Origin of the sequence: Micromonospora echinospora (assembly GCF_014203425.1) — a bacterium.
Taxonomy (GTDB): Bacteria; Actinomycetota; Actinomycetes; order Mycobacteriales; family Micromonosporaceae; genus Micromonospora; species Micromonospora echinospora_A.
In genome coordinates this window covers 5,796,886-5,814,988 of sequence record NZ_JACHJC010000001.1, presented here as the reverse complement: position 1 = coordinate 5,814,988, position 18,103 = coordinate 5,796,886, and the positions used below count along the sequence as shown (strand labels likewise).

The following is an 18,103-nucleotide window of genomic DNA, read 5'->3' as shown; positions in this document are numbered from 1 at the left end:
CACGCGGGTACGACAACACCCGCGTCAGGCCCGCGTCAGGCGGCGCGCGCGACCGCCAGCCAGCGTTCCAGCGCGGCCGCGGCGGCGCCCGAGTCGACGGCCTCGGCGGCGCGGTCCAGGTTGGCCCGCAGCGCCTCGTGCAGATCACCGTCGAGCGGGCCCTGGGTGGACAGCGCGACAGCGGCGTTGACCAGCACCGCGTCCCGCACCGGGCCGGTCTCGCCGGCCAGCAGGCGGCGGACCACGTCGGCGTTGTAGGCCGCGTCTCCGCCGCGCAGGTCGGCCAGGGTGGCCCGGGGTACCCCGAGCTGCGCCGCGTCCAGCAGCGCCTCCGTGACGGTGCCCTGCTGCGCCACCCAGACCCGGGTGGGCGCGCCGGTGCTGAACTCGTCCAGGCCGTCCTCGCCGCGTACCACGATCGCGGAGTCGCCGCGGGCCGCGAAGACGGCCGCCATCACCGGGGCCATCCGCCGGTCGAAGCAGCCCACCGCGCCCGCGCGGGGCCGCGCCGGGTTGGTCAGCGGGCCGAGGAAGTTGAAGGCGGTGGGTACGCCGATCTCGCGCCGGACCGGGCCGGTGTGGCGCATGCCGGGGTGGAAGCGGGCGGCGAAGCAGAAGCCGATGCCGGCCTCGGTGACGCAGCGGGCCACCTGCTCGGGCGCCAGGTCCAGCGGTACGCCGAGTTCCTCCAGCACGTCCGCCGTGCCGCACGAGGAGGAGGCGGCCCGGTTGCCGTGCTTGACCACGCGGACGCCGGCCCCGGCGACCACGAGCGCTGCCATGGTGGAGATGTTCACCGTGTGCGCGAGGTCACCGCCGGTGCCGACCACGTCCAGCGCGGTTTCGCGTACCTCGTCGGGCAGGCGCACCGGCACCGCGCGGGTCAGCATGGCCTCGACCAGGCCGCCCAGCTCGGCGGGCGTCTCGCCCTTGGTGCGCAGCGCCACGGCGAACCCGGCGATCTGCGCCGGGGTGGCCGAGCCGGCCATGATCTCGCCCATCGCCCACGCGGTGTCGGCGGTGGAAAGCTCCTCGCCGCGCAGCAGCGCGTTCAGCAAGAGCGGCCAGGTCCGTTCGCCCATGACGGGCCTCCCGAGCGGCGTGAGGAAAGCGGTTGGGGCGCGCCACGGCCGCGTCGCCGTGGCGCGCGAAGGCCGGGGGATCAGGCGGCGGCGGGGGTGCGGCGCAGCAGCTCCGCGACGGTGCTGCCGGCGATCACCGGGTCCAGCGGGTGGGTCAGCGTGGCGTCGACCTCGGCGTACGCGGCCAGCCAGCGGTCGGCGGCGCGGGCCAGCACCACGCAGGTCGGCGGCGCGTCGTCCCGGTCGTCCTTGATCTGGCGGGCGATGCCGATGCCGCCGCCCGGGCTCGCCTCGCCGTCGAGCAGCAGCAGGTCGATCTCGTAGTCGTCGACCAGCCGGACGCAGGCGGCGTACTCGTCGGCCTCGACGAACTCGATCTCGATGCCGGGCGCCGGCCGGGTGCCCACGGCCAGCCGCATCCGGTCGCGGACCTTCGGGTCGTCGCTGTAGAGCAGGACGGTGCAAAGACGATCGCTCATCGTGACGTGGCTCCCACCTCGTAGCTGCCCGCTGATCGTAGCGGGCGTAACGTTCGGCCTGTCGCCCCGCCCGGGCGGGCTTGGGGCGTACCCCTGCAGGGGCCTCAGGCGCTGGCTTCCGCGGCGCGCTCGCGGGCCTCCTGGCGGTCCAGTTCGCGGTCCAGCCGGCGGGCCTCGCGCTCGGACTGTCTGACCCACTGGACGACCAGGACGGCGAGCATGGTGACGCTGACGAACTCGCCGCCGGCCCAGAGGACGCCCCCGGCCACCACCTGGTCGTTCCAGGGGTCGGACCAGGACAGGTTGAGCGACGGGTACCAGTCGCCGCCGAACAGCGTGGTGCTCTGCATGATGGTGAGCCCGAGCACGGTGTGGAACGGCACCGAGAGCAGCATGAGCAGCGCGCGCGCCGGGTACGGCCAGCGTCCGGGCAGCGGGTCGAGGCCGAGCAGCGGCCAGAAGAAGACGCAGCCGGTGGCGATGAAGTGCGCGTGGACCAGCTCGTGTGCCCACTCGTGACGCAGGGTGAACTCGTAGAGGTCGGTGAAGTAGAGCGCGAACGGGTTCACCACGAAGATGGTGAACGCCACGAGCGGGAAGCTGTAGATCCGCGCGATCCGGCTGTGCACGATCGCGAGCAGGCGCTTGCGCGGGCGTACCGGCAGCGTGCGCAGCGCCAGCGTGACCGGCGCGCCGAGCGCCAGGAAGATCGGCGCGATCATCGACAGCACCATGTGCTGGACCATGTGCACCGAGAGCAGGGCGGTGTCGTACGCGCCGAGCCCGGTGAGCGTGACCAGCGCGATGCCGCCGAGGCCGGGGCCGAGGAACGACACGGTACGGATGACCGGCCAGCGGTCGCCGCGCAGCCGCAGCCGGTGCACCCCGTAGAGGTAGAGACCGGCGGCCAGCACGATGCCCAGCGTGAGCCAGCTGTCCAGCCGGGTCTCGGTGAACACCCGGGCCACGGTGAACGGCGGCGGGGCGCTCTCGCCTCCCGCCGCCAGCGTCGCCGGAACGGCCGAGGTGACGGCGAGGATCTGATCGACGTGCAGCACGCTTTTCAGGGTAGGTCAGGCGAAGTGGACCACCACGATCGGGCCACGGAGGGGGCGGGTTTGGCACCCCGCTGATCGTCGGTCCCGGTCAGGGGCAATAATGACCGCGTGACTGCGGCCCCAGCCATTGACAAGAGCCGGATCCACTCCCTGACCCGACCCAACATGGTCAGCGTCGGGACGATCGTGTGGCTCTCCAGCGAACTCATGTTCTTCGCGGCGCTGTTCGCGATGTACTTCTCCATCCGCGCGGCTGCGCCGGAGCAGTGGGAGAAGCACACCGAGGTGCTGAACATCCCGTACGCGACCACGTTCACGGTGATCCTGGTGCTCTCCTCGATCACCTGTCAGATCGGCGTGTTCGCGGCCGAGCGCGGCGACGTCCACGCCCTGCGCCGGTGGTTCACGATCACGTTCATCATGGGTCTGATCTTCGTACTCGGTCAGCTGAACGAGTACCGGACCCTGGTGCACGAGGGCGTGAAGATCAACGAAGACGGCTACGGGTCGATGTTCTACCTCACCACCGGATTCCACGGTCTGCACGTGACCGGCGGTCTGGTCGCCTTCATCATCTTCATGATCCGCACCACCATGGGCCGGTTCACTCCAGCCCAGGCGACCTCGGCGATCGTCGTGTCCTACTACTGGCACTTCGTGGACGTCGTGTGGATCGGGCTCTACGCCATGATCTACTGGCTCCAGTGATCTTGGCGCGTCACGAACCGCGCCGCTGCTCCGTCCCCTGAGACAAGGTCCAACCGGTTAAGGACACAGGTCATGACTTCTGACAACGACCGCCGCCGCGGTCTGCTCGCGCGGCTGCGCGGGCGGCCCGTAGCGCGCAGCAGGGGCCGCCGCCGGCTGGGCGCCGCGGTCCGGCTGTTCGCCGCGCTGATGCTGGCCGGCGGTGCCTACACCGTCTTCGCCCCCGGCGTGCAGGCGCAGGACAACCCGCCGTTGACCGCCGCAGGCAACGAGGGTAAGGCGCTGTTCGACGTGAGCTGTGTGACCTGTCACGGTCGCAACGCCCAGGGCGTCGAGGGCCGTGGTCCGAGCCTGATCGGCGTCGGGTCCTCCTCGGTGGAGTTCCAGGTGAGCAGCGGTCGCATGCCGATGGCCCGGCAGGAGGCCCAGGCCATGCGCAAGCCGCCGCAGTTCACCGACGAGCAGGTGCGCCAGCTCGGGCAGTACATCCAGGAGCTCGGTGGCGGTCCGGAGGTGCCCAACGGCGACCTGCGTGAGGGCGCCAACCTGGCCACCGGTGGCGAGCTGTTCCGGATCAACTGCTCGCAGTGCCACGCCTTCGGCGGTGGCGGCGGCGCGCTGTCCTCCGGCAAGTACGCGCCGAGCCTCGCGCCGGCCAGCGACCGGCAGATCTACGCCGCGATGCTGAGCGGCCCGCAGAACATGCCGGTGTTCGGCGACAACCAGATCACGCCCGAGGAGAAGGCGGACATCATCGCCTACATCCAGGAGACGCTGAAGCACGACGGCGACCCGGGCGGTTTCAACCTGGGCCGGTACGGCCCGTCGACCGAGGGTGTCGCGATCTTCCTGGTCGGCATCGTCGCGCTGGTCTTCGCGAGCCTGTGGATTGCGGGCAAGTCGTGACCGGACGGATCAATGCTTCCAGTGCTGTGGCGCCGACCCCCGGCGTCACCCGTAGCGAGGTGACGGCATGAGCACCCACACCGAGCACCAGGCCCAGCGGGGCCCGGAGCCGCTCGACGTGAACGACCCCCGGCTCTCCCGGTTCGAGGTCGTTCAGGAGGGCGCCCGGCGGGACGACATCGAGATCGTCCACTACGAGCCGCAGGTGGTCCCGGGCAGCAAGGCCGAGCGCCGGCTGACCCGTACCGTCGCCCTGATGTTCCTGCTGACCGGCGTCTTCGCGACCGCCTTCCTGGTGGTCTACATCTGGTGGCCGTGGCAGTGGGAGCCGGGTCGCGGCGGCGACAAGCTCTACACGCCGCTGCTCGGCGTGACGCTGGGCCTGGCGCTGCTCGGCATCGGTTTCGGCATCCTGACCTGGGGCAAGAAGCTGCTGCCCAAGGAGGTGTCGATCCAGGACCGGCACGACCAGGTCGACAACCCGGAGAGTCGCAAGATCACCGGTGAGACCATGCTCTACCTGGCCGACGAGATGGGCGTACGCCGCCGGCCGCTGCTCGGCATCTCGCTGCTCGCCGGTCTGGCGCCGGTGGGCGCGGTGGCCGCCGCGCCGCTGATCGGTGGCCTGATCGAGCAGCCGCACAAGAACAACCAGATGTTCACCACCGGCTTCCAGCCGGGCGAGGGCGGCAAGAAGATCCGGCTGATCCGTGAGGACGGCCGTCCGATCCGCCCCGCCGACGTCAGCGTCGGTGGCCAGCTCACCGTGTTCCCGGGCATCGACGGCGGCGTCAGCAACAAGCACGCCGACTCGCCCACCCTGCTCATCCACCTGCGGGAGGACGACGCGCAGAAGTCGCGCGCCGCGAACGAGCGCAAGGGCCACGGCGACTACATGTGGGGCAACTACGTCGCGTACTCCAAGATCTGTACGCACGCCGGCTGCCCGGCCAGCCTCTACGAGCAGCAGACCAACCGCCTGCTCTGCCCCTGCCACCAGTCCCAGTTCCTCATCACCGACAACGCCAAGCCGATCTTCGGCCCGGCGAACCGGCCGCTGCCGCAGCTGCCGATCGAGGTGGACGAGGAGGGCTTCTTCGTGGCGAAGTCCGACTACACCGAGACCATCGGTCCCGACTTCTGGGAGCGGCCATGAAGCGCCGAAAGTTTGATGCCGCCGCGCTGCCGGCCAAGAGCGCGCGGGCGGTGGACGACCGCTTCCAGGTGGCCACGCCCCTGCGCAAGCTGCTGAACAAGGTCTTCCCCGACCACTGGTCGTTCCTGCTGGGCGAGATCGCGCTCTTCTCGTTCATCGTCCTGCTGCTGACCGGCGTCTTCCTGACGTTCTTCTTCGAGCCGACGATGACCGAGGTCATCTACAACGGCAGCTACGCGCCGTTGCGGGGTACCCCGATGTCGGCCGCGTACGCCTCCAGCCTGGACATCTCGTTCGATGTCCGGGGTGGCCTGATCATGCGGCAGATGCACCACTGGGCGGCGCTGCTGTTCATGGCCGCGATCGTGGTGCACATGCTGCGGGTGTTCTTCACCGGCGCGTTCCGCAAGCCGCGTGAGACCAACTGGATCATCGGTTCGCTGCTGTTCTGGGTCGGCTTCCTGGCCGGCTTCACCGGTTACTCGCTGCCGGACGACGGTCTGTCCGGCACCGGTCTGCGGATCGCCTCCGCGATCATCCTGTCGATCCCGGTGATCGGTTCCTGGGTCAGCTCGTCGATCTTCGGCGGGGAGTTCCCCGGCACGATCATCATCAGCCGCTTCTTCATCGCCCACGTGCTGCTCGTCCCGGGCCTGCTGGTCGCGCTGATCAGCGTGCACCTCGGCCTGGTGTTCAAGCAGAAGCACACCCAGTGGCCCGGCCCCGGCCGGACCAACGACAACGTGGTCGGCGAGCGGATGTTCCCGCGCTACGCGCTCAAGCAGGGCGGCTTCTTCATGGTCGTCTTCGGCGTGATCGCGCTGATGGGCGGCATGTTCCAGATCAACCCGATCTGGCTGTTCGGCCCGTACGAGGCGTGGGTGGTCTCGGCGGCCAGCCAGCCCGACTGGTACGTCATGTTCCTCGACGGCTCGACCCGACTCATGCCGGGCTGGGAGATCCACATTCCGATCGGCAACGGGTACGTCATTCCACCGTTGTTCTGGCCGACTGTGGTCCTACCCGGAATCCTGGTGGGCCTGTCGACGATGTACCCGTTCCTGGAGGCGCGCCGCCTCAAGGACTACAAGCACCACAACCTGCTCCAGCGGCCCCGGGACGTTCCGGCCCGGACCGCCGTGGGCGCCATGGCGCTGGCCTTCTACATCGTGCTGACGCTCTCCGGCGCCAACGACGTCATCGCCGACAAGTTCCACATCAGCCTGAACGCGATGACCTGGGCCGGCCGGATCGGCCTGCTGATCCTGCCGCCGATCGCGTACTACGTCACGTACCGGATCTGCCTGGGTCTGCAGCAGCACGACCGGGAGGTGCTGGCCCACGGCGTGGAGACCGGCATCATCAAGCGGCTGCCCGACGGCCGGTTCGTCGAGGTCCACCAGCCGCTCACCTCGGCCGAGGGACACGACGGTCACCCGCCGGCGCTGGACTACGTCGGCTGGGTGGTGCCGAAGAAGATGAACCGGCTCGGTGCCCTCGGCCCGGCGATCCGGGGCTTCTTCTACCCGATCGAGAAGCCGGCCGAGGCGCCGGTCTCGCCGGGGCACCCGCCGGTCGAGGACCGGCCGGAGCGGGAGGAGATCGGCAGCGGCGAGAGCCGTCGCTGACCTTCCCGGTACGACTGACAGTGGCGCCCGCCGGATCATCCGGCGGGCGCCACTGCCGTTTACGCACCTGTCGTCCGGTTGTGCCCGCCCGGCGTCCGGCGTGCGGTGCACCGGTCCCCGCCGCCCCCGACACGGACGGGTGGAATCGCAGGAATAACCCCGGTCAGCCGGGTATCCGTGCGGTCCGACGTCTCATGGGGGAGGAAGAATGCTGGGAATCAAACGCCTGGGCCTGATGGCCGCGCTGGTGGTCGTGGGGCTGGCGCCCGCCGCCGCGGCGCAGGCCGCGGCGCAGCCGTCGACGCAGGACACGCAGTACCTGCAGGCGGTGCACCAGGTCAACCTGTTCGAGATCACCGCCGGTAACCTGGCCGAGCAGAAGGGCCAGAACCAGCAGGTCAAGGACCTGGGCAAGATGTTCGTCACGGACCACACCCAGCTGGACCAGACGGTGCAGTCGACCGCCCAGCAGCTCAACGTGCAGCTGCCGGCCGACCCGACCGCCGACCAGCAGAAGGTCCTCGACAAGTTGAACAACCTCAACGGGCCCGAGTTCGACAAGGCCTGGGTGACCGCGCAGCTCGCCGGCCACGTCCAGGCAATCCAGGCCACCCAGACCGAGATCTCGCAGGGCTCGGAGCAGTCGGTGGTGCAGATCGCGCAGGACGCGCTGCCGGTCCTGCAGGCGCACTACGACGCGCTGGTGGCCCTGGCCCAGACGCTGGGTGTCCCGGTTCCGCAGACCAGTGCCAGCGGCACGCCCAGCCCGGGCGGCACCACGTCCCCGGGTGGCACCGAGTCGCCGGCTCCGGGCGGCACCGTGACCGAGGAGCCCGCTCCGGGCACCACGGAAACCCCGGTGCCCAGCCAGAGCTGACGTACCGCACGGTCGACGGTGACCGGCCCGCCCACGAGGGCGGGCCGGTCACCGGCTCGTGTCAGTCGGCGCTCGCGAGCCCGATCGCGAACGCCTCCTCCAGGTCGTGCTGGGAGTAGGCACGGAAGGCGATGTGCGACTCCGTGTTCAGCACGCCCGGCACCTTCGAGATGCTGCCGGCGATGACCTGCGCGATCTGCTCGAACTCCCGGACGCGGACCATGGCGATCAGGTCGACGTGCCCGGCCACCGAGTAGACCTCGCTGACGCCGGGCAGGTTGGCCAGGGTCTCGGCCACCTCGGGGATGGAGTCGGTGGCGCAGTCGATCAGCACGATCGCGGTGATCACGGGACGGTTCTCCGTTCGTCGGCGACGAGGCCCATGCTAGAGCCAGCGGCCCTCAGCGCGCCGCCGGGACGGTCAGGTCGTCCCCGGCCCGGATCACCCGGTGGAGGCGTTCCCCGGCCGCGACGCGCGCGCCCGGCCACACCACGGACCGGTCGGCGTCGCCGTGCACGCGCGCGCCCGCGCCCACCACCGAGGCCGTGACCCGGCCGGTCACGGCTGCGGACGGGTCCACCAGCCCGTCCGGGCCGGCGGCGTGCAGGTTGGCGTCCAGGTAGTCGGCCGGGGTGCCGGTGTCGTAGAACGTGCCCCGGTAGGGCACCACGGTGAGCGCGCCGGCCGCCTCCGCCGGCCGCCACACCGTCCGGACCAGGTCGCCGAACGTGGCCGGCAGGTCGCGGACCAGCCGCCAGGGCAGCAGCGAGAAACCCACGAACTCGTGGCCGTCGAAGGTCCCGAGGGCGTCCGGGTCGTCGGCGGGCCGGCCGAGCAGGCGTACGCCGTGCCCGTCCCAGCCGTCGAGCAGCGCGGCGATGTCCGGCCCGGGCGGGGCCAGCGGATCGACCAGGTACGCGTCGGCGTTGCCGACCAGCACGCCCCGGCCGGCGATCCAGTCGCGCAGCCGGCCCACACCACCGGCGGTCCCCAGCGGGGCGTCCGGCTCGACCGACAGGTGGGCCCGGTCGCCCACCCGCGCGACGACCTGGTCACCCAGGTAGCAGGCGTTCACCGCGACCCGTTCCGGACCGGTCAGGCCGAGCCCGGCCAGCCGGGCCAGCGCCCGGTCCAGCAGCGGGACGTTGCCGACCGGGCAGAGCGCCTTCGGCACCCGCTCGGTGAGCGGGCGCAGCCGGGTGCCCTCGCCGGCGGCCAGCACCACCGCGCACACCTCGACCCCCGCCACCGGGCCGTTCACTGCCGGGCCGCCCGCCGCCGGGCCGGGCGTCACCGCGCCGCGGGACGCCGGGTCGGGCGCGCCGGGGACCGGGGTGTTCACGCGGCCGGTGGCGCGACCGGCGGGACCTCGCCGGCGCGCGGGCCGATGCCGTAGTAGCCCAGCAGGTTGGCGGTGGCGCGACTGAGCCGGGGCAGGTCGTCCAGCGGATGGAAGGCGGCCTCGAAGACCTCGGCCCCGTCCACCTTCAGCTCGGTGCGCGACGCCGGCACCTCCGCCTCGAACACCACGTCGACCCAGCCCTTGGCGTGCACCACCGCGTTCGGCACCGCCGGGCGCAGCGCGTCCGGGGACAGACGGACGCCGGACTCCTCGTACAGCTCCCGGGCGGCGCCGACCACCGGGGCCTCGCCGCGTTGCAGCAGCCCGGCGGGCAGCGTCCAGCTGTAGCCGGGCGGCTGGCGCAGCAGCAGGATCCGGCCCGCGCCGGTGGCCTCCGCGTCCCGGACCAGCGTGACCGCGCCGACGACGTACTTCGGCACCACCAGCCGCACCAGCCGCCGCCGCAGCGGGACCGGAAGCCGGTAGAAGATCTGGTAGCCGATGGCCCGTCCGGTGGCACGCGCGCGGGGGATCATGTCGTCCAGGCTAGTGGCCCCGGAGCGGACGCGGGCGAACCGGCTTCGCCTACTGCCGGTGGTCGACCAGGTCGATCAACTGCTCGACCACGGTGTCCGGCTCGACAACGCGGTCGAAGACCGCCACCAGCAGCGTCTCCAGGTCGGGGTAGCCCAGTTCCTCGGACAGCCGCAGCAGCGGCAGGTCGCTGGCCAGACCCCGGCTGTGCTTGCGCAGCGCCAAGCCGATGGAGGCCCGGCCGAGGCGTACCTTGTCGGCGATCGAGATGCCCGGCTCGGTGTGCTCGGCGAACCAGCGGTTGATCTGCATCTGGGCGTGCGGGGACTTGACGAAGCCCAGCCACTCCCGGCGCGGCCCGCGCGGGGGCGCGTCGGCCTCGCAGCCGTTCTCCGTGTCGCGCTCGGTGTAGATCTCCACCACGTCGCCCTCCTCCAGTTCGGAGGAGAGCGGGGCGAGCCGGCCGTTGATCCGGGCCGCCAGGCAGTGGTCACCGCGCTCGGTGCCCAGCTCGTACGCGAGGTCGACCGGGGTGGCCCCGGCCGGCAGCACCACCTGCCGCCCGTCGGCGACGACCTGGATCTGCGCCTCCGACAGGTCGCAGCGCAGCGACTCCATGAACTGGGTCGGGTCGACGGTCTCCTGCTCCCAGTCGAGCACCCGGCGCAGCCAGGCCAGCTCGTCCGCCCGGTCGACCCCCCGGCCCGCGGCCCGGGGGAAGCGGTAGTGGGCGGCCACGCCGTACTCAGCGGAGCGGTGCATCTCGTTGGTGCGGATCAGCACCTCGACCGTGCGGTCCTGCGGGCCGCAGACGCTCGTGTGCAGGGAACGGTAGAGGTTGTTCTTCGGGGAGGCGATGAAGTCCTTGAACCGGCCCGGCACCGGCCGCCAGAGCCCGTGCACGGCCCCCAGCGCGGCGTAACAGTCGGTCGCCGGGCCGTCCACCACGATCGCGATACGCGGCAGGTCGTACGGAGCCGCGTGACCGCCGGCGACGGTGTCCTTCCAGATCGAGTAGAGGTGGCGGGGACGGGGAGAGACGTCGGCGTCCACCCGGTTGCGGCGCAGCGCCACCCGGGTGCGGGCCACCACGTCGGCGAGGTAGGCGTCCCAGCCGGGCCGGTCGTGCACGAAGCGGGCGAGCCGGGCGTGCTCCTCCGGCCGCAGGTGCAGCAGGACCACGTCGTCCAGTTCGCGTTTGAGCGTCTGGATGCCGAGCCGGTCGCAGAGCGGGACCAGGACCTCCTGGGTCTTGCGGGCGATCCGCTCCCGGGAGGCGGCCGAGCGGACCCCGAGCGTGCGCATGTTGTGCAGCCGGTCGGCCAGCTTGATCACCAGCACCCGGACGTCCTTGCCGGCCGCCACGATCATCTTGCGGACGGTCTCCGCCTCGGCGGCCTTGCCGTAGAACGCCTTGTCGAACTTCGTCACCCCGTCGACCAGGTGGGCGACCTCGCGGCCGAAGTCCTCCTGGAGCGCCTGGAGCGTGTAGCGGGTGTCCTCCACCGTGTCGTGCAGCAGCGCGGCGACCAGCGTGATGGTGTCCATGCCGAGGTCGGCGCAGATCTGCGCCACCGCCAGCGGGTGGGTGATGTACGGCTCACCGCTCTTGCGGAACTGACCGCGGTGCATGTTCTCGGCGATCGTGTAGGCGCGACGCAGCATCGAGGCGTCGGCGCTCGCGTGGATGCCCCGGTGGGCGCGGACCAGTGTGGTGACCGGGTCGCCGTCGGAGGTCGGCCAGGTGAGCAGGGAACGCAGGCGGCGGGTGAGCGGTAGTTCGCCCTGGGCTGGAAGCGCGCCACCCAGGGCGGCGCCGTGTCCGGCGTCGACGTCCACCTGGGACACCTCCTCACCCCGGCCCTCGGCCGCCGGAAACCGGCGGCCGGGAGCAGAGCCCGCGAATCGGGCAGGTCTGCACTCCTTTAACAGACTAAGGGAGTCGAGGTAGTCCGATCGGTCAGTTGGTCATGAGCGTTCGGTCGAGACTTTGTGCGATCCGCCGCTCTCCGCCTTCGCCAGCAGGTCACGGAAACGCCCCGCCCCGGCCACCGGCGAGGCCCATCCGGAGGTCGCCTCGACCAGGCGGGTCTCCGGTCGCTCCAACCAGGACAGGATCCGTTCGGTCTCCTCGGCGGTCGCGGACGGCACCGGCCCGTGCCCGGGCAGCACCGTCTCGGCGGTGGCCCGGATCGCGGCGATCGTCGGTCGCGGGTGGACACCCGGCGGGGACACCCCGGCCCCCGCCAGCCGGCCGTGCCGGACCAGCGCCAGCTCCCAGCCGCCCCGGGCCGCCGGGCGGGCGGCGGCCAGCTCGGCGATGCCGGTCAGCGCGGCCAGCCGCTGCATCCGGACCGCCGCGCGCAGCACCGCTACGAGCCGGCCGCGTACCACAGCCGCCTCCTCGTAGCGCTGGGCGGCCGACAGCACCTCGATGCGGTCGAGCAGCGCGTCCACCACCACACCGGGGTCGTCGCGGGTGGCGGTGCGGAACGGCGTCGCCGCGCGGTCGTCGTACTCCTCGGGGGTGATCCGGTGCTCGCAGGGCGCCGGGCAGCGCCCCAGCTCGGCCAGCGCGCAGGCCGGCATGGTCGTGCGCCGGGACAGCCGGTGGGTGCACTGGCGCAGCGGCACCGCGTCGTGGAAACCGGCGGCGGCCAGCTCGGCCGCCTGCCGGGACCGGAACGGCCCCAGGTAGGCCGTGTCGGTCGGCGCGATGTCGCGCACGATCGACAACCGGGGGTACGCCTCGTCGGTGAGTTTCAGCCACACCTGGCGCTCCGGATACTTCGACCGGCGGTTGTACGGCGGCGCGTGCGCCGCGATCAGCCGCAGCTCGCGGACCTCCGCCTCCAGCGAGTGGGCGCACTCGACCGCCTCCACGCGCTCGGCGGCGGCGAGCATCTCGGAGATCCGGGCCCGCTTCTCCGCGGCGGTGAAGTAGCTGCGGACCCGGGTGGCGACGTCGCCGGAGGTGCCGACGTAGAGCGGCCGGTCGTCGGCGGCCCGGAAGATGTAGACGCCCGGCACCTTGGGCAGCCCGTCGGCGAGGTGCCGCTTGCGGCGCTGGGTGGGGGTGACCGCGCGGGCGAACTCGATGGCCTCGCCGACGGTGTCGACCCGGTGCCCGCCGAGCCGGCCGATCAGCCCGTGCAGCACGTCGACGGTGGCCTTGGCGTCGTCCAGCGCCCGGTGGGTGGGCTGGGTCGCGGTGCGGAAGTAGGCGGCGAGCGTGCCCAGCTTGCGGTTGGGCACCTCGTCGCGGGTGAGCACCCGCCGGGCCAGCGCGGCCGTGTCCAGCACCCGGGGGTTGGGCCAGCGGTAGCCGTGCCTGGCGCAGGCGGCCTTGAGGAACCCCACGTCGTACGGCGCGTTGTGGGCGACCAGCACGGCGTCGCTGATGAACTCCAGGAAACTCGGCAGCACCTGCTCGACCGGCGGGGCGGGCAGCAGCATGGCCTGCGTGATGCCGGTCAGCACGGTGATGAACGGCGGGATCGGCACGCCCGGGTTGACCAGCGTGGCGAGCACGCCCAGCTCCTCGCCGCCGCGCACCTTCACCGCGCCGATCTCGGTGATCCCGCCGCCGTCGGGCGCGCCGCCCGTGGTCTCCAGGTCGACCACCACGAAGGTGGTCGCGTAGAGCGGCAGCGCCGGGTCCACAGCGCTGCCCGCCGCAGTGTCCAGGCCGGCCAGCGACTCCTGGACGTACTCCGCTCGTGTCACCCGCGGGACGCTAGCGGCACGGTCCGACACTCGCGTCACTGCGGTCCCAGGAGTTACCACGGGGGTACGATGAGAGATCGGCTCACCACTGGGCGGTGGGCCCGTTCGGGGTGGGAGACTTGCCTCATGCCCCTCACCGAGCCGTACGACGACCACTCCTCCGCGGAGGAGCCGGTGGTCGGTGTGCCCGGTGCCGGTGAGGACGCGCCGATCCCGGTCGAGCCTGAGCCCACCCTGCCCGAGCCGGTCCGGCAGCGGATCGTGACGCTCACCGCCGCCGTGCTGCCCGGCCTGCCCGCCGACGAGGTGCCGGTGCCACTGCGGCGGGTCGCCAAGTTCGCCCCGAACCGCCGCGCCCGCCTCGGCGCGCCCGTGATCGCCGCCCAGCTCACCGCCGACCCGCTGTTCCGGCAGCGGATCACCGCCCGGGTGCTGGCCGACGCCGGCGACCTCGGCGCGGCGGTGGTGGAGGGCACCGCCCCGGCCGCCGCCGACCCGGTCGAGGTGGCCGCCCTGGCCTACCTGGCCCGGCCCCGCGGCTGGCGGGAACTGATCGAGGCCAGCGGCGAGGCGGTACGCGCCGAGGCCGACAGTGCGGTCGTGGCCGAACTGGTCCGCGAGGCCGAGCAGCGGGCCGCCCGTGCCGAGCACGACCGGGCGGTGGCCCGGGTGGAGGCGGAGAAGCTGCGCGACGAGCTGGCCCGGGTCCGGGAGGAGCTGGGTCAGCTCCGCGAGGAGGCGCGCCAGTTGGCCCGTACCCTGCGGGAGACCCAGGGCCGCGAGCGCAAGGCCACCGAACTGCTCGCCACCGAGCGGGGCCGGGCGGCCCGCGCGGCGGCCGACGCGGACGCCGAGCTGCGCCGCGCCCGGGCCCGGCTGGCCGAGGCGGAGGCCGCCGCCGGCGTGGCCCGGGCCAGCGCCAAGGAGGCCCGCTCGGTTGACGACGCCCGGCTGTGGCTGCTGCTGGAGACGATCGGCCAGGCGGCCGTCGGGCTGCGCCGCGAGCTGGCGCTCGACCCGGTGGACAAGCTGCCCGCCGACTTCGTCGCCGACGCGTTCGCCGACCAGCCGGGCGCCGCGCCGGCCGGACCGGCGACCAGGGCCCGCGACACCGACGACCCGGCCCGCCTCGACCAGCTCCTCGCGCTGCCCCGGGCACACCTGGTGGTGGACGGCTACAACGTCACCAAGCGCGGCTTCGGTGAGATGTCGCTGGAGCAGCAGCGCAAGCGGCTGATCACCGGGCTGGGCGGGATCGCCGCGCAGACCGGGGACGAGGTCACCGTGGTCTTCGACGGCGCCGAGCGGATCCACGGGCTGCCGCCCGCGCCGCGCGGCGTGCGGGTGCTGTTCTCCCGCAAGGGCGAGACCGCGGACGAGCTGATCCGCCGGCTGGTCCGCGCCGAGCCGGCCGGGCGGCCGGTGGTGGTGGTCTCCTCCGACCGCGAGGTCGCCGACGGGGTCCGCCGGCACGGCGCGTACCCGCTGGGCGCCGACTCGCTGCTGCGGCGCCTGGCCCGCTCCTGACCGCACAGCCGTCCCCGCTTGACCGCCGCCCTGCTTGATCGACTCCAGATCGGGGGAGTGGCGGGGTCGGGCGCGTGCTGATCGCGCCACTTCGGCGTACTGGTTGGGGTTCGCGGCGGGTGCTGCCTCGTTGTCCGGTTCTGTCATACCCGGGCGTTAGCGTCGTGGTGACCGACGGTGGTGGTCCCTTCTCCGAGCGCCACCGGCGACCCGTCAGGAGGCGTTGATGCTCATCGACTGCGACACCTGCGGCAACCGCGGCGCCGGCTGCTCCGGCTGCCTGGTGACCGCTCTGCTCGACTCCGACCCGGCCGACCTGGGCCCGGCCGAGCACCGGGCGATCGAGGTGTTCGCGCGGGCCGGGTTCGAGGTCGAGGTGCTGCCACCCGCGCCCGCCGTGGCGCCGGCCGCGAGACGGGCGCCGGCGCCCCGCCGTACCGGCCGTCGCCGGATCGCCTGACCCGCCTGCCGGCTGCTGTCGGCCTTTCGCCGGGCCTGAGCAGATGCCGGTCGCCGGGCCCGAGCGGATGCCGGTCGCTGGGCCTGAGCAGATGCCGGGCCGCGCGGTCGGGACGGTCGTCGGGCACGGCGGTCCGAGCGCGGGCCGGGCAATAGGATGAGCGGTCACGGTGGGAGGGGGCGGCATGACGCGGACCGGGCACGACGGCGAGGTGCGGCGGTGACCCCGCGCGGGTGGGCCCTGCTGACCCTGGCCGGCCTGGCGGTGGCGCTGCTCGTGGCGGTGGCGCTGCTGGTGCCGTGGAGCCGGCCGCCCGCGCCGCGAGCCGACCAGCTCGCGGCGCTGCGGGAGCTACCGGCCGAGCAGGTGGCCCGGGGCCGCGCGTTCCACGGCGCGCTGCGCCCGGCGGCCTGGTCGGCGCTGGCGGTCGGGCTGGTGGTGGCACTGCTGCTCGGCCTCACCCCGCTGGGCGGGCGCCTGGTCGAACTGGCCGGCCGGCCCTTCGGCGGGCACTGGATCGCGCAGGCCGTGCTCGGCGGGCTGGCCGTCATGTTCCTCGCCGACCTGCTCACCCTGCCCTTCGCGGCCTGGCGGCGCACAGTGCTGGTCCGCTACGGGCTGAGCACCCAGAGCTGGGGCGGCTGGGCGGTCGACCTGCTCAAGTCGTACGCGGTGAGCGCGGTGATCGGCGCGCTGGTGCTGCTCGGCTTCTACACAGTGATCCGGCTGGCCCCGCGCTGGTGGTGGGCGTTCGGCGCGGCCGGCGCGGCAGCCCTGGTGGTGGTGCTGTCGTTCGTGCTGCCGGTGCTCGTCGAGCCGGTGTTCAACCGGTTCACCCCGATGGAGCCGGGCCCGCTGCGCAGCGAGCTGACCGCGATGGCGGCCCGGGACGGCGTACCGGTGCGCGACGTGCTCGTCGCCGACGCGTCCCGGCGTACCAGCGCGGTGAACGCGTACGTCTCCGGGCTCGGGCCGACGCGGCGGGTGGTGGTCTACGACACGCTGCTGCGCGAGGCGGAGCCGGCGGAGGTGACGAGCGTGGTGGCCCACGAGCTGGGGCACGCCAAGGACCGGGACGTGTGGACCGGCACGCTGCTCGGCGCGCTCGGCGCCGCCGCGGCGGTGGTGTCGCTCTACCTGATCGGCTCCTGGACGCCACTGCTGCGGCTCGCCGGCGTCGACTCGATCGCCCAGCCGCGGGCGTTCCCGCTGCTGATCGCGCTGGTCACGGTGGCCGGCCTGCTCACCACGCCGGTGCAGGCGCTGGTCTCCCGCCGGATCGAGGCCCGCGCCGACGCCCACGCGCTGGCGCTCACCGGCGACCCGGCGACGTTCGAGGCGATGCAGCGCCGGCTGGCCGGGGTCAACCTGGCCGACCCCGACCCGCCGCGCTGGGAGCACCTCTGGTCGGCTACCCACCCGTCCACCGTGGAGCGGATGGCCGCCGCCCGCGCCTACGCCAGGGAGTCCGGCCGATGAGCCGCACCTTGCTGATCACCAACGACTTCCCGCCGCGCCCCGGCGGCATCCAGTCGTTCGTGCACAACCTCGCGGTACGCCAGCCGCCCGGCTCGGTGGTGGTCTACGCGTCGAGCTGGCGCGGGGCGGAGAAGTTCGACGCCGACCAGCCGTTCGAGGTCGTCCGGGAACGTACCCGGGTGCTGCTGCCCACGCCGCTGATCGCCCGGCGGGCGGCGCGGCTGGCCCGCGCGTACGACTGCGACACGGTCTGGTTCGGCGCGGCGGCCCCGCTGGGGCTGCTCGCGACGGGCCTGCGGCGGCGGGCCGGGATCCGCCGGGCGGTGGCGCTGACCCACGGGCACGAGGTCGGTTGGGCGGCGCTGCCCGGCGCCCGCTCGGCGCTGCGCCGCATCGGCCGGGGCGTGGACGTGACCACCTACCTCGGCGAGTACACCCGGACGCGGCTGGCGCGCGTGCTGGACGGGCTGACCGAGCTGCGCCGGCTCGCGCCCGGCGTGGACGTGGAGACCTACCACCCGGACGTCGACGGCAAGGAGGTCCGCAAGCGGCTCGGGCTGGCCGACCGGCCGGTGGTGGTGTGCGTGTCGCGGCTGGTGCCCCGCAAGGGCCAGGACATGCTGATCCGCGCGCTGCCCGAGATCCGCCGCCGGGTGCCCGGCGCCGCGCTGCTGGTGGTCGGCGGCGGGCCGTACCGCTCGACGCTGGAGAAGCTGGCCCGGCAGACCGGGCTGGAACACGACGTGGTGTTCACCGGCTCCGTGCCGTCGGACGCGCTGCCCGCCCACTACGCGGCCGGTGACGTCTACGCGATGCCCTGCCGCACCCGTAACCGGGGCCTGGACGTGGAGGGACTCGGGATCGTCTACCTGGAGGCGGGGGCCACCGGGCTGCCGGTGGTGGCCGGCGACTCCGGGGGCGCGCCGGATGCGGTCCGCGACGGCGAGACCGGGTTCGTGGTTTCCGGCCGGGACGTGGCCCAGCTCGCCGACGGGGTGGCCACGCTGCTCGCCGACCGGGACCTGGCCCGGCAGTTCGGCGCGGCCGGCCGGGCCTGGGTGGAGCGGGAGTGGCGCTGGGAGACGCAGGCGCAGCGGATGGCCGCGCTGCTGGCCGGCTGACCGCCGCCCCGGACAGCGG

General features: G+C 73.0%; 17 protein-coding genes. 9 read left to right on the top strand and 8 right to left on the bottom strand.

All coding sequences use genetic code 11. The features are described 5' to 3' along the window. Positions 1-35 precede the first annotated feature (35 nt). The 3 genes from trpD to FHU28_RS25945 form a co-directional block, all read right to left on the bottom strand. Positions 36-1,082, bottom strand: coding sequence for an anthranilate phosphoribosyltransferase (gene trpD / locus FHU28_RS25955; RefSeq protein WP_184686979.1), 1,047 nt, complete (start codon positions 1,080-1,082; stop codon positions 36-38). Between the two features lie 80 nt (positions 1,083-1,162). Then, positions 1,163-1,561 carry a response regulator gene (locus FHU28_RS25950; RefSeq protein WP_116507591.1) on the bottom strand — a complete coding sequence of 133 codons (399 nt, stop codon included), beginning with the start codon at positions 1,559-1,561 and terminating at the stop codon, positions 1,163-1,165. A 104-nt stretch (positions 1,562-1,665) separates the two neighbouring features. Continuing rightward, on the bottom strand, positions 1,666-2,619 hold the full coding sequence (locus tag FHU28_RS25945) for a cytochrome c oxidase assembly protein (protein ID WP_030500141.1): 954 nt from the start codon (positions 2,617-2,619) through the stop codon (positions 1,666-1,668). Positions 2,620-2,727: 108 nt separating this feature from the next. Here FHU28_RS25945 and ctaE point away from each other — a divergent pair, with 108 nt between their 5' ends. The 5 genes from ctaE to FHU28_RS25920 all read left to right on the top strand — a co-directional run bounded on the left by ctaE (position 2,728) and on the right by FHU28_RS25920 (position 7,894). Next, positions 2,728-3,327: an aa3-type cytochrome oxidase subunit III gene (gene ctaE / locus FHU28_RS25940; protein WP_030500142.1), complete on the top strand. Its 600-nt coding sequence runs from the start codon at positions 2,728-2,730 to the stop codon at positions 3,325-3,327. 72 nt (positions 3,328-3,399) lie between these two features. After that, positions 3,400-4,233 (top strand): cytochrome bc1 complex diheme cytochrome c subunit, encoded by an 834-nt coding sequence (qcrC, locus tag FHU28_RS25935; protein ID WP_184686978.1) that lies wholly within the window; start codon positions 3,400-3,402, stop codon positions 4,231-4,233. A 67-nt stretch (positions 4,234-4,300) separates the two neighbouring features. Next, positions 4,301-5,389 (top strand): cytochrome bc1 complex Rieske iron-sulfur subunit, encoded by a 1,089-nt coding sequence (gene qcrA, locus FHU28_RS25930; RefSeq protein WP_073831497.1) that lies wholly within the window; start codon positions 4,301-4,303, stop codon positions 5,387-5,389. Then, positions 5,386-7,017, top strand: coding sequence for a cytochrome bc1 complex cytochrome b subunit (gene qcrB / locus FHU28_RS25925; RefSeq protein WP_184686977.1), 1,632 nt, complete (start codon positions 5,386-5,388; stop codon positions 7,015-7,017). The genes qcrA and qcrB overlap by 4 nt, the downstream gene beginning before the upstream one ends. 208 nt (positions 7,018-7,225) lie before the next feature. Next, complete coding sequence (locus FHU28_RS25920; protein WP_184686976.1) at positions 7,226-7,894, top strand: DUF4142 domain-containing protein; 669 nt, start codon at positions 7,226-7,228, stop codon at positions 7,892-7,894. 61 nt (positions 7,895-7,955) lie between these two features. On the opposite strand, the gene FHU28_RS25915 is transcribed toward FHU28_RS25920, so the two are convergent. From FHU28_RS25915 to FHU28_RS25895, 5 genes are all read right to left on the bottom strand, one after another. Then, positions 7,956-8,243, bottom strand: a complete 288-nt coding sequence (locus FHU28_RS25915) for an Lrp/AsnC family transcriptional regulator (protein WP_043329379.1) — start codon at positions 8,241-8,243, stop codon at positions 7,956-7,958. A gap of 52 nt (positions 8,244-8,295) precedes the next feature. Then, positions 8,296-9,144, bottom strand: a complete 849-nt coding sequence (locus tag FHU28_RS25910) for a nucleotidyltransferase family protein (protein WP_184689914.1) — start codon at positions 9,142-9,144, stop codon at positions 8,296-8,298. Between the two features lie 89 nt (positions 9,145-9,233). Continuing rightward, a complete protein-coding gene (locus FHU28_RS25905; protein ID WP_184686975.1) occupies positions 9,234-9,773 on the bottom strand; it encodes an NUDIX domain-containing protein in 540 nt (179 codons plus the stop codon). A 49-nt stretch (positions 9,774-9,822) separates the two neighbouring features. Further along, positions 9,823-11,610: a RelA/SpoT family protein gene (locus FHU28_RS25900; protein ID WP_184689913.1), complete on the bottom strand. Its 1,788-nt coding sequence runs from the start codon at positions 11,608-11,610 to the stop codon at positions 9,823-9,825. Between the two features lie 129 nt (positions 11,611-11,739). After that, positions 11,740-13,497: a DEDD exonuclease domain-containing protein gene (locus FHU28_RS25895; RefSeq protein ID WP_184686974.1), complete on the bottom strand. Its 1,758-nt coding sequence runs from the start codon at positions 13,495-13,497 to the stop codon at positions 11,740-11,742. A 126-nt stretch (positions 13,498-13,623) separates the two neighbouring features. On the opposite strand from FHU28_RS25895, the gene FHU28_RS25890 reads away from it, so the two are divergent. The 4 genes from FHU28_RS25890 to FHU28_RS25875 all read left to right on the top strand — a co-directional run bounded on the left by FHU28_RS25890 (position 13,624) and on the right by FHU28_RS25875 (position 18,084). Then, positions 13,624-15,024, top strand: a complete 1,401-nt coding sequence (locus tag FHU28_RS25890; RefSeq protein ID WP_184686973.1) for an NYN domain-containing protein — start codon at positions 13,624-13,626, stop codon at positions 15,022-15,024. Between the two features lie 226 nt (positions 15,025-15,250). Further along, positions 15,251-15,484 carry a hypothetical protein gene (locus tag FHU28_RS25885; RefSeq protein WP_260413097.1) on the top strand — a complete coding sequence of 78 codons (234 nt, stop codon included), beginning with the start codon at positions 15,251-15,253 and terminating at the stop codon, positions 15,482-15,484. Between the two features lie 219 nt (positions 15,485-15,703). Then, complete coding sequence (locus tag FHU28_RS25880; RefSeq protein ID WP_184686972.1) at positions 15,704-16,963, top strand: M48 family metallopeptidase; 1,260 nt, start codon at positions 15,704-15,706, stop codon at positions 16,961-16,963. After that, positions 16,960-18,084 (top strand): glycosyltransferase family 4 protein, encoded by a 1,125-nt coding sequence (locus FHU28_RS25875; RefSeq protein ID WP_184686971.1) that lies wholly within the window; start codon positions 16,960-16,962, stop codon positions 18,082-18,084. The genes FHU28_RS25880 and FHU28_RS25875 overlap by 4 nt, the downstream gene beginning before the upstream one ends. The last annotated feature ends 19 nt before the right edge of the window (positions 18,085-18,103 follow it).